A 12,212-nucleotide genomic window follows, 5' to 3' on the forward strand; every position below is an offset into this window, starting at 1 on the left:
GTTCGCAGTTTACGATTCACAGTGAAATATTTGTTGCCAGTTACCGGTTACCAGGTGCCGGGGGAAGTTCCTGTTTACCGTGCAAGTCTCTTATTTTATAAATCAACCATCATTCCGGCTGTCAATAAAAGCCTGCAGCATTCTCCGACATTCTGGCCCGGTAAGCGGAACCTGGCAACCGGTAACTGTTGAATTTAAGTCATAAACCCATCTGCCTGCACCGTTAACCCAAAAAAGTCCGGCAGAAAAACAACATGGGTTGTAACTTTCTGTCGGACTTTCCGTCTTTAAAAATGGGGATATTTTTGCAGCTCCCCGCCTTAATTTCAAAATTTCTGTTCATGATGGCAAACAATTGATTAACAATCGAAGACACTAATTTAAATAGAAAAATGCATCAATGTAACCGATTACATTGTTTTTTTAAAAATAATTTTATTCTACCTTTACTATCATATATGTAAGCGATTGTATGAGTAAACCAAAAGAAGTTACGATTTACGACCTTGCCCGTAAATTAAACGTCTCCATAGCTACGGTTAGCCGGGCCTTAAAAGACGACCCTGTTGTAAGCAAAAAGACCAAGAAGAAGATCTTCGATCTGGCTGAAGAAATGGGGTATCGTTATAATCATTTTGCCCGCAACCTTCGCGAACAGCGCACCTATACTATTGGTGTCATTGTTCCCCGCCTCAACAGTTACTTCATGAGCACCGTTATTGCCGGTATTGAAAGCGTTGCCAACAATGAAGGTTATACACTTATCATCAGCCAGTCGTCGGAAGACGCCGGTAAGGAGATTGCCAGCGCCAAAACCATGTTCAATAACCGGGTTGATGGTATGTTGGTGTCCCTTGCCTATGATACCGAAGAGATTAGCCACTTCGACCAGTTCATTAAAAAGAATATACCACTTATATTTTTCGACCGTGTTTCAGATCATCCTGAATGCACCAGCGTATTGATCGATAACCGCAAAGGCGCCTATGAAGCAACCAGTCATTTAATTGCGCAGGGCTGCCGCCGTATTGTACATCTTACCGCCACGCCAAAACGCAATGTATATATCGACAGGCTGGCTGGTTATAAACAGGCCCTGGCCGATCACCAGATCCCTTTCGATGAAAAATATGTGCTCATCAATAACCTGAGCCAGGAAGCAGGCACACAGGCCGCTGCCGCCATACTGCAAATGAATCCCCTGCCCGACGCCATTTTTGCTGCGAACGATAACTGCGCCGTTGGTTGTATGCTGACCCTGAAGAAAGCGGGCATCCGCATTCCGCAGGATATGGCTTTTGCCGGTTTTAACAACGACCCGGTTTCAACAGTGATAGAACCTAACTTAACCACCATAAATTATCCCGGTTATAAAATGGGTGAAATGTCGGCTGCCAGCCTTATCAATCATTTGAATGGCGTAAACAGTATCGACACTACCAATACAATATTATTAAGGTCTGAACTGATCATACGGGCGTCTTCGCTGAAAACAAAATCGGATAGCGAATGAAAAAACAGCTTCAAGCCGAAAGCTTTAAGCTGCAAGCGATACAGGCTGAAAGCCGCACAGTTTATCCCGATGAAGTCGGGACTACAAGCAAAAAGCCGAAAGCAAATACAAAAGCTGGTAATGGAACTGTATTTCCTTTATCAACCTTATCAACTTATCAACCTATCAACTCGTCAAACTCCATATGAAAAAATGGATCGTTGTAATAATCGGCATTATGCTATTCAATTCCGTATCAGCGGAAAATGGCTATGATCTTTGGCTTCGATATAAAGTAACTGACAACGCTGTTTTGCTGCAACAATACCGCCAGCAGATAACCGGTATCAACTGTACGTGCAGTGACGGTAAGCTCCTTGCAGCACAACAGGAACTGCAACAGGGCCTCACCGGATTGCTGGGCAAAAATGTGCCATTGCAAAAGCTGGTTACCAACGGTACCGTCATGTTGGGAACGCCTGCGCAACTGCCATTTATAAAAAAGTCAGTGGGCGAGAACACGTTGACGGGTTTGGGCGATGAAGGATATCTTATTCGCAGCATCCGCCACGAGGGCAAAAATATTATTCTGATCACGGGTAATAAAGAAGCCGGTATCCTGTACGGCGCTTTTCATTTTTTACGGTTGCTGCAAATGCAACAGCCCATTGCCCAACTGAATATTTCCAGCACACCTGCAATAAAACTGCGGTTACTGAATCATTGGGACAATCTCAACCGTACTGTTGAACGGGGTTATGCCGGCGGCTCTATCTGGGACTGGCAACGCTTACCCGGCTACCGCGATCAGCGGTATTATGATTATGCACGCGCCAACGCTTCCATAGGCATCAACGGCACCGTGCTTACGAATGTGAACGCCAATGCCATGATCTTAACCGAACCATGGTTGCAGAAAGTGGCCGCGCTGGCTGCCATATTCCGTCAGTACAATATAAAAGTGTATCTCACCGCCCGCTTTAGCGCACCGGTTGAAATAGGCAACCTGAAAACCGCCGATCCCTTAAATGAAGAAGTAAGGAAATGGTGGAAAGACAAAGCAGATGAGATCTATAGCATCATTCCCGACTTTGGGGGCTTTCTTGTAAAAGCAAATTCAGAAGGGCAGCCCGGTCCGCAAAATTACCAGCGCACGCATGCCGATGGCGCCAATATGCTGGCCGATGCGGTAGCGCCCCATAACGGTATCGTAATGTGGCGTGCTTTTGTATACAGCAATGAATCACCCGAAGACCGGTTCAAACAGGCTTACAATGAATTCAAACCGCTCGATGGTCAGTTCAGAAAAAATGTATTGGTTCAGGTAAAGAACGGACCAATAGATTTTCAGCCGCGCGAACCTTTTCATCCCCTGTTCGGCGCCATGCCGCAAACACCGCTGATGATGGAGTACCAGCTTACACAGGAATACATGGGTTTTGCCACTCACCTCGTATACGAAGCCCCATTGTTTACAGAGGTACTGAACGCAGATACCCATACGAAACCCAATGGCAGTACTGTAGCGCAGATCATTGATGGAACCGCAGACGGACATTCACTTTCCGGGATGGCCGGCGTATCCAATATAGGCAGCGATATCAACTGGACGGGCCATCCTTTTGGTCAGGCCAACTGGTACACCCTCGGCCGTCTTGCCTGGAACCCGGCCCTGACGCCGGCGCAGATCGCCAATGAATGGATAAGACAAACCTTTACCAATAAAAAAGCTTTTGTTGACACCGTGCAGCAGATGATGCTGGCATCACGCGAGATCATGGTGAATTACATGACGCCCCTGGGGTTGCACCATATCATGGGATATGGACATCATTACGGTCCGGCCCCCTGGTATAACAAAGCGCCGCGTGCCGACTGGAACCCCGTGTATTTTCACAGGGCCGATTCAACCGGTATAGGGTTCAACCGAACCGCCAGCGGCAGCAATGCACTGGCGCAATACCAGCCTGCGGTTCGCCGGCAATATGAAAATATAGCAACCTGTCCCGAAGAATTGCTGTTGTGGTTTCACCATGTGCCATGGGATCATAAAATGAAATCGGGCAAAACATTGTGGGAAGAGATGTGCGAAAAGTATTACAGGGGTGTCGATTCCGTACGGTGGATGCAGCGCAGTTGGAGCAGGTTAAAGAACTATATCGATGAAGAACGGTTCAAACAAATTGAACAGTTGCTGGGCATTCAGGAGCAGGAAGCCGTATGGTGGCGCAACGCGTGTTTACTGTATTTCCAAACCTTTTCCGGTAAACCGATACCGGCGAAATACGAAAAGCCCGATCGTACATTGGAATATTATATGGAGTTGAATTTTCCTTATGCGCCACATTGAAATAACGAATAACGAATGTCAAATATTGAATGGTGAAGTGAAGACAAGCGGGAAATGAAAAATGAGGAATGAAGAATCAAAATGAGAAAGTAAATACAGCTCCTGCGGCAGGGTTTATTTCCGATTTGGCTTTTGGCTGCAAGTGTATTCTGCATTCGCTTACAGCTTATAGCTTGCAGTTGTATTTGTTCCTTTGAAAACGAAAACAAAAAAGTTAAGACCAATAAACATAGCATTAATGAACACAGTTAATCAAAAAGTAGCGATCGTAACCGGAGGTGGCTCAGGCATTGGCCTGGCTATTTCAGAAAAATTTGTACAAAACAATATCACTACGGTCATTGTAGGCCGTGATGCTGAAAAACTGCATCAGGCAAAACAAAAACTGGGCGCACTATGCGTTCCCATCGTTGCCGACCTCAGCAACCTGGATGCTATACCCGGCCTGGTGAAAGAGGTAATGACGCAATTCGGACACATCGATATCCTGGTGAACAATGCCGGCATCAATATGAAAAAGGAGTTTACCGAGGTAACCAACGAAGATTTTCAAAAAGTGATCCAAACAAACCTCACGGGCGTATTTGCATTGAGCCGGGAAGTAGTAAAGACCATGTTGCCCAATAAAAAAGGAAGTATCGTAAATATCAGCTCTATGGCGGCGCAATACGGTATTCCCAAAGTGATTGCCTATTCGGCTTCGAAAACAGCGATTGAAGGTATGACGCGGGCCATGGCAACTGAATTGTCGCCCCAGGGCATCCGGATCAATTGCATTGCACCCGGTTTTATTGCCACCGATATGACCTCCAAAGCGTTCAATGCCGATGCAGAACGAAAGAACAAAGCGCTGGGCCGTACCCCCATGGGTGTTATGGGCGCCCCGTCCGATATCGGCGATGCCGCGCTGTTCCTCGCTACCGATGCGTCGAAATATATCACCGGTGTGGTATTACCGGTTGACGGAGGAAATTCGATCGGGTTTTAAAGAACATTTCATCTTGCGTTAAACAGCAACTACATATTATCTGTGCCAGGGTTACCCCCTTGCACAGATAACTCCCCTGAAAGCCCGCCTATTGCTTACCTGCTGAACACAACGATTCTTACTAAATCATATGAAACAAACAGCCCTCATACTACTGTGCTGCCTTTGCATTACTACCCTGTTTGCCCAACAAGCCATTCATACCAACCATAAACCCGGCGCCTTTCCTATTACCGATAAAAGAACTACGCCGATCTATGTCGACGGCGCCGATCACTGGCTGGTGCAAAAAGCAGCCGCTCTATTGCAAACCGATGTAGAGAAAGTAACCGGTAAAAAACCGGCGGTTGCCAATACGCTTCCACAAAAGGCTAAAAATATTATTATCATCGGTTCGCTCGACCGGTCATCGCTCATCAAACAACTGGTTCAAACCAATAAATTACTGGCAGACAGTATCAAAGGCAAATGGGAAGCGTTTCAGGTACAGGTGATTGCTAATCCCTTGCCTGGGGTTGACAATGCCCTGGTAATTGCAGGCAGCGATAAACGGGGAACCGCTTATGGCGTTTTTGAATTGTCGAAACAGCTGGGGGTATCGCCCTGGTACTGGTGGGCCGATGTGCCGGTAAAAAAAGCTAAAGCGTGCTGGTACAATAGCGCTATCAAACTAAACCAATCACCCGGTGTAACTTATCGAGGTATATTTCTCAATGATGAAGCGCCCGCTTTATCCCGATGGAGCAAGGCCACATTCGGCGGCTTCAATCACCTGTTTTATGAAAAGGTTTTTGAATTGATGCTGCGGCTCAAAGCCAATTACCTGTGGCCTGCCATGTGGGGCAATGCATTTTATGACGATGATTCGCTGAATGCGGTAGTAGCCGATCAGTACGGTATTGTAATAGGTACCAGTCACCACGAGCCCATGATGCGTGCGCATGATGAATGGCGGCGATATGGCAAAGGAAAATGGAACTACGACTCCAATGAAGTACAGTTGAAAAAATTTTGGGAGGAAGGCATTCGCCGCAAACGTTCATATGAAAGTATTGTCACCGTAGGTATGCGGGGCGATGGCGATGAACCTATGAGCGAACAAAGCAATATCGCCCTGCTGGAAAGGATCGTTGCAGACCAGCGCAGGATCATTGCCAATGTTTCGGGAAAAGATGCCACCGCCACACCACAACTATGGGCGTTGTATAAAGAAGTGCAGGACTATTACGACAAAGGCATGCGGGTACCGGATGATATCACGTTGCTTTTGTGCGATGATAACTGGGGCAATATCCGAAAACTGCCCAAACGCAATGCCCCGGCGCGCGCCGGCGGCTATGGCATTTATTATCACTTCGATTATGTTGGCGGCCCGCGCAACTACAAATGGATCAACACCAACAATATTCCGCGCATCTGGGAACAAATGCACCTCGCGCATGAATACGGGGTCGATCGCATCTGGATCGTGAACGTAGGGGATCTTAAACCCATGGAGCTGCCCATTTCTTTTTTTCTTGATTATGCCTGGAACCCTTCGCAATACACCACCGACCGCACGCAGGAATATACCAATGAATGGGCCGCGCAACAGTTTGGCGACACCTATGCCGGAGAAATTGGTTACCTGCTTTCGAAATATACGCAATACAACAGCCGCCGCAAACCTGAGCTATTGTCGCCCGGCACCTATAGCCTCATCAATTACCAGGAAGCGGAAAAAGTGGTGCATGATTACAATGCGCTGGTACTGCTCGCTGAAAAAATAAACAAACTCTTACCCGCAGCATATAAAGATGCCTTTTACCAACTGGTATTATTCCCCATAAAAGCCAGCGCCAATCTGAATGAAATGTATGTTGCCGCAGGGAAAAATCAGTTGTATGCAAAACAGGGCCGTGCATCAACCAATGAACTTGCAGCCCGGGTGAAAGCGTTGTTCATCGCCGACTCGCTGCTCACCAAACAATATAACCAGGAACTGGCAAAAGGAAAATGGAACCATATGATGGACCAAACCCATATTGGCTATACGTACTGGCAGCAGCCACCGGTGAACGTAATGCCTGCTGTAAAAACAATCGAACCTCCTGCGCAATCCCGCCCAGCCATTGCCATTGAAGGCTCGGAGGCGGTATGGCCGAGTGAAACGGGTAAAGCCATCCTGCCTGCATTTAATAATTACCGTTCAGAAAAACATTATATCGATCTGTTTAACCAGGGCGCCTTACCATTCAACTATACCATAAAGGCCGAAACCTCGTGGTTGCAGCTTTCTTCGCTCAACGGACGCATCGATAAAGAACAACGCATCTGGTTACAGGTGAAGTGGGCCGCCGTGCCCGAAGGAAAACACCAGGCTACTGTCACCATTACTTTACCCGGTTCAAAAGAAGTAACGGTGTATGTACCGTTGGAGAAACTAACGATACCGGGGTATACCAATGTCACCCATGTTGAAGGCGACGGATATATTTCTATTGACGCCAGCCGGTATGCCAAAGCAATAACAGAAAAAGACATTAACTGGGTTTCTATTGCATATATGGGCAGAACCGGAAATGCCATAACTTTTTTCCCGCCATTCGGCCGCACTTCGGAACTCAACGCCACATCGGCACATGTTGAATATAATATGTATACTACCGGTACCGGCGCCGCAAAGGTAATGGTGTATTGCGCTCCTACCCTGCCCTTCAATGAGTCGAACGGGTTACGCTATGGCATTTCTTTCGATGATGACACCCCGCAGCTCGTCAACTTACATGCAGATAATTCAGAACGCGCCTGGGCGCAATCGGTAAGCGATAATGTTCGCATCAGTACCTCTATACATACATTACCAACGGCCGGGCACCATGTGCTGAAGATCTGGGCGGTTGACCCGGGAATTGTTATAGAGAAGATAGTTGTTGATTTTGGCGGGGTAAGAAAAAGTTATCTGGGACCGAAATAGTTCATGGTTCATGGTTCATGGTTCATGGTCCTTAGTTGTTCAATTTTAAACGCTATTATTCACAAGCTGGTGAACTTAATAACTGAACAACTGAATAACTGAATAACTATAAAAAAACATTCATATGAAAAAAGCAACTTACTCATTTATCACATTGCTGCTTTTCACACAATATACTAAAGCCCAAAACAGCGTCACAAAAGGTTTGAAAGATCATTATAAAGCATACTTCCCCATAGGCGTGGCTGTGAGCCCGCGATCGTTAACCGGTGCAGATGCAGAATTGATCATTCAACAATTCAACAGCCTTACGCCGGAAAATGCAATGAAAATGGGCCCCATACACCCTGAGGAGAACCGCTATAACTGGACGCCGGCCGATTCCATAGTAAATTTTGCCCAACGGCATGGAATGAAAGTGCGCGGTCACGCCCTGTGCTGGCACGAGCAAACGCCTGCCTGGTTATTCAAAGATGCCGCCGGTAATACCGTTACTAAAGAAGTACTGCTCAGCCGCCTGAAAGATCATATTACCACCGTTGTTAACCGGTATAAAGGAAAGATATATGCCTGGGACGTAGTGAATGAAGCGGTGGATGACGACAGCACAAGGGTATTACGCAATTCGCTCTGGCACCAGATTTGCGGCGATGAGTATATTGTAAAAGCATTTGAATATGCACATGCCGCAGATCCCAATGCGGTACTGTTTTATAACGATTATAATACTGAACGGCCCGAAAAAAGAGAACGCGTATACAAACTGCTGAAAAAACTGGTTGAAGCAAAAGTGCCGGTTCATGGCGTTGGATTACAGGCGCACTGGTCAATTTATGAACCTTCAGAAAATGAATTGCGCACAGCTATTGAAAAGTTTGCTTCGCTGGGTTTGAAAATACAATTCACCGAACTGGACATTTCCGTTTACCCCTGGGAAAAGAACCGCCGCGCTAAAACTGCAAATGATGCCGATGCGTTCACACCCAAATTGGAACAGCAACAACTGGAACAATATAAAAAGGTATTCCGCATTTTCCGCGAATATAAAAATGTGGTAACCGGAGTTACCTGCTGGGGTATCTCTGACCGGTATACCTGGCTCGATGAATACCCGGTACCGGGTAGAAAGAACTATCCTACATTGTTTGATAAAGACAGGAAGCCGAAAAAGGCGTTTGAGGCGGTGGTTGGGTTTTAGCAAATAGGCAACACGCCGACACCGGATCTTACTTAGATCTTCGGTTCATCATTTCATTAGATAAAAAGTCCAGCATATCTTCATCGAAAAAATCATTACCAGGTTCGCTATAATAATCGCGGATGCACTGCAGAACGGCTGCTTTGGTTTTTGTTCCGTGTTCGAGTTGATTAAGATCCGTTTGTAATTTTTTATTCACCTCGTAATAATGTCTTCCTTGCCGCTTTATTTCGGTGGCTGCAACATGCACGTTTGCAAACCTGAAGTCTGCCACTGCCGAAAAAGCAGGATTGAGATATAACATGTCCAGTTCCGCTTCCAGTTCTTTCACCTGATCTTTCAATAAAAGAATATAAGCATTCAATGCAGCCCCTTCCATGCTATTGAGGCTTTCATCATGATTTTTTATCCATTGCATTTCCAGTTGCAATAGTTGTATCATATCTCTGTTTTCGTATGCCACTGTTACCTTCTTCATCATTTCCTCTTTTTCTATTTTCAGGGCTTCGTCCTGCTCCATATCAGGGTGCAAAATTTTGGCTAATGCAACATAAACGCTTCGAAGACTTTTATTTTTTAATGCTTCCTTTTGTTGCTCCAACTGCTCTTTTTCCTGTTGCTTTTTTGATTTACGTTTTTCCTTTTTCCCCTTTTCTTTTTGCTCCCATTGCTTATTTAGTTCCGCTTCAATTTTTTCCCTATCCATGTTTTCCGTAAGCAACGAAGGATCGAGCCTGATTCCAAACCGGCCGTATAACATATCTGTAAAATCCTCTTTCATTGCCGCTTCCTGGCTGGAAAGTTCCTCCTCATAGGTTGTATCGCTATACTGGGAATAAAGTTCTTTTGTTGCATCATCCGGCTCTATCACGCTAAACGCATCGTCTAAAAAATCAAGCAGTATGTCATCCAGTTTTTGACTTTGAGCAGCCGACAATTTTATTTCGCTTCTTTTTTTGTGTAGCAGGTGGCAAACCCGTATTTTCAATTTACCCAACTCCAGCACATTGGGGAAAATCTCTTTCATATATAACCTATTCAACTGTTCCAGCTTATTTGTTTCGTCCAGAATTTGCTGTTGCAATTTTTCAATACGCTTAACAAGCCGGTTAAACGACTGTTGTTCTTTTGATAAAGGGATACTGCCGCTTTTAATATGAACAGGTTTTGTATGCATATGGATGTTTTTTCTGTATTATCTAAAAAATTGTTGGCGCCTGCTAAAAGAAGGAAAAGTGCATGGTGCCTCAACAACTATTTTATAAAATATTGAGATCCGGAAATGGCACAATGATCGGAAAGTTTTATGAATTGAGCCATACCGTTGCCAGGTCTGTGGCAAACATCCGAAAAATTTCGCCAGTTAATTTAAATGAAGCTTTTTATTTTTGGCGTTTGTTAAGGGAAGTTGCTAAAAATAATAAGCTTTCTTTATGATTTTCTGTGCTATGCAAGAAGGTCTTTTGATGCATTTGTTTTAGGATAAATGGTTTGTAAACGGCTTTCACTCTCCAGTTTGTTACATATTTTGATGCAATAACAACTGAGATCGATCTATGGGATACCAGCTTCCGACGGTTAAACACCCGAAAAAATCGTACCTTTTAAAAAACATCCTGTATGAAAGGGTTTTTCTTTATCCTGCTATCGGCCGCAATAGCACCTGCTGCCGCCAAATCCCAAAGCACAAACGTCGAACACCAAACACTTGCCATCGGCTCACCGGCGCCCGATTTCAAACTGCCGGGTACGGATGGTAAAACCTATACGCTCGCGTCGTTCAAAAACGCCGGTTTGCTGGTTATCATCTTCACCTGCAATCACTGCCCCACCGCACAGGCGTATGAAGACCGCATCATTCAGCTGGCAAAAGATTATACTCCTGAAAATGTGGCGGTAGTAGCCATCAGTCCGAACGACCCTAAGTCGGTGCGGTTAGATGAACTGGGCTATTCCGATATGAGCGATTCATTTGAAGAAATGAAACTACGCGCCACACAAAAGGGATATAATTTTCCCTACTTATATGATGGCGATGCGCAGGCTACCGCCAAAGCGTATGGACCAATTGCCACTCCGCATGTATTTATATTTGATAAAGCCCGCACCCTTCGCTACCAGGGCCGTATCGACAATGTTGAAAAGCCAACCAAAACACCTACCGAATTAAATACCCGCGATGCCATAGAAGCCTTATTGCAAAACAAAGCCGTGCCGGTTACCACCACCAAGGTATTCGGCTGTTCGGTTAAATGGGCCGATAAAAATTCCCTGGTAAAAAAAGGATTTGAAGAATGGGCCAAAGAACCGGTTTCGGTAATTACCATCGACGAACCGGCTTTGAAAGAATTACTGAAGAACCCTACCGATAAACTGCGGCTTATCAATATCTGGGCTACCTGGTGCGGCCCCTGCGTTACGGAGTTCCCCGATTTTGTTGCTATCAATCGCATGTACCGGCGGCGCGATTTTGAATTTATCAGCATCAGCGCCGACGACCCAGCCAAAAAAGAAAAAGTACTGAAGTTCCTGCAACAGCAACAGGCATCCAATACCAATTACCTCTTTGCTTCCGACGATAAATACAAACTCATTGAAGCCATAGATCCCAAATGGCAGGGCGCATTGCCCTATACCATCCTGGTTGAACCGGGCGGTAAGATCATCTATGGCAAACAGGGACCGATAGATGTGGCGGAGATAAAAAGAATGATCGTTGACCACAAGTTGATCGGCAGGTTTTATTAGTTACCTGGTACCGGCGCCACACCCGGGCTGCAAACGGAGCATGCCGGTTATGAAGTTGCTGTTGCCGGGATAAACTACCTGCACCTACCCAGGGAATTTTGACGTATCTCAATGCGTGTAAAATACGACCTAAAGGCAAAAATGCAGCTATAAGCTGTACGCGCCATACAGCTGGATACTTGGAGCAGATGCCTGAAAACGGCCATCTGAAGACAAAGCCAAAAGCGTATAGCGACACCTGTAAACGGCTTTCTGCCTGCGATGGGTTGTATAAACTGCCGTAGTAACCCTGATCAACTCTTAAGCATCATCGTACCCACACCTTACCACCGCCGTACCATTGCCGTAATTACAAGCATTTTCTACCGTAGTTGAACGCTGAATGTCCTTATGTAACTCCTCCTATGCTTCATATTTAAAGCGCATTTCCTAAAAAAGGGCATGCACTACAGCGTTTACCCAACACAAACATTTTCATAT

General features: G+C 45.6%; 8 protein-coding genes and 1 pseudogene. 8 read left to right on the top strand and 1 reads right to left on the bottom strand.

Annotated features, from left to right (window positions below):
• The first annotated feature begins 472 nt into the window (after positions 1 to 472).
• The 7 genes and pseudogenes from A4R26_RS06970 to A4R26_RS06995 all read left to right on the top strand — a co-directional run bounded on the left by A4R26_RS06970 (position 473) and on the right by A4R26_RS06995 (position 8,984).
• The gene (locus tag A4R26_RS06970; RefSeq protein WP_081162702.1) at positions 473 to 1,513 is read left to right on the top strand and encodes a LacI family DNA-binding transcriptional regulator; all 1,041 of its coding nucleotides are present in this window, start codon (positions 473 to 475) and stop codon (positions 1,511 to 1,513) included.
• Complete coding sequence (locus A4R26_RS06975) at positions 1,510 to 1,701, top strand: hypothetical protein (RefSeq protein WP_081162705.1); 192 nt, start codon at positions 1,510 to 1,512, stop codon at positions 1,699 to 1,701. The genes A4R26_RS06970 and A4R26_RS06975 overlap by 4 nt, the downstream gene beginning before the upstream one ends.
• Positions 1,698 to 3,842, top strand: a complete 2,145-nt coding sequence (locus tag A4R26_RS06980) for an alpha-glucuronidase family glycosyl hydrolase (RefSeq protein ID WP_081162708.1) — start codon at positions 1,698 to 1,700, stop codon at positions 3,840 to 3,842. The genes A4R26_RS06975 and A4R26_RS06980 overlap by 4 nt, the downstream gene beginning before the upstream one ends.
• 238 nt (positions 3,843 to 4,080) lie before the next feature.
• Complete coding sequence (locus A4R26_RS06985) at positions 4,081 to 4,830, top strand: SDR family NAD(P)-dependent oxidoreductase (protein WP_081162711.1); 750 nt, start codon at positions 4,081 to 4,083, stop codon at positions 4,828 to 4,830.
• Positions 4,831 to 4,960: 130 nt separating this feature from the next.
• Positions 4,961 to 6,493, top strand: a pseudogene (locus A4R26_RS36205) (glycosyl hydrolase 115 family protein); the annotation flags it as partial.
• 399 nt (positions 6,494 to 6,892) lie between these two features.
• Positions 6,893 to 7,786 carry a hypothetical protein gene (locus A4R26_RS36210; protein ID WP_439330553.1) on the top strand — a complete coding sequence of 298 codons (894 nt, stop codon included), beginning with the start codon at positions 6,893 to 6,895 and terminating at the stop codon, positions 7,784 to 7,786.
• A 124-nt stretch (positions 7,787 to 7,910) separates the two neighbouring features.
• On the top strand, positions 7,911 to 8,984 hold the full coding sequence (locus A4R26_RS06995) for an endo-1,4-beta-xylanase (RefSeq protein ID WP_081162717.1): 1,074 nt from the start codon (positions 7,911 to 7,913) through the stop codon (positions 8,982 to 8,984).
• 28 nt (positions 8,985 to 9,012) lie between these two features.
• Here A4R26_RS06995 and A4R26_RS07000 read toward each other — a convergent pair whose 3' ends face one another.
• The gene (locus A4R26_RS07000) at positions 9,013 to 10,161 is read right to left on the bottom strand and encodes a hypothetical protein (protein WP_081162720.1); all 1,149 of its coding nucleotides are present in this window, start codon (positions 10,159 to 10,161) and stop codon (positions 9,013 to 9,015) included.
• A 443-nt stretch (positions 10,162 to 10,604) separates the two neighbouring features.
• On the opposite strand from A4R26_RS07000, the gene A4R26_RS07005 reads away from it, so the two are divergent.
• On the top strand, positions 10,605 to 11,732 hold the full coding sequence (locus A4R26_RS07005; protein WP_081162723.1) for a redoxin family protein: 1,128 nt from the start codon (positions 10,605 to 10,607) through the stop codon (positions 11,730 to 11,732).
• The last annotated feature ends 480 nt before the right edge of the window (positions 11,733 to 12,212 follow it).

This window comes from Niastella populi (assembly GCF_002078015.1).
Lineage (GTDB): Bacteria > Bacteroidota > Bacteroidia > Chitinophagales > Chitinophagaceae > Niastella > Niastella populi.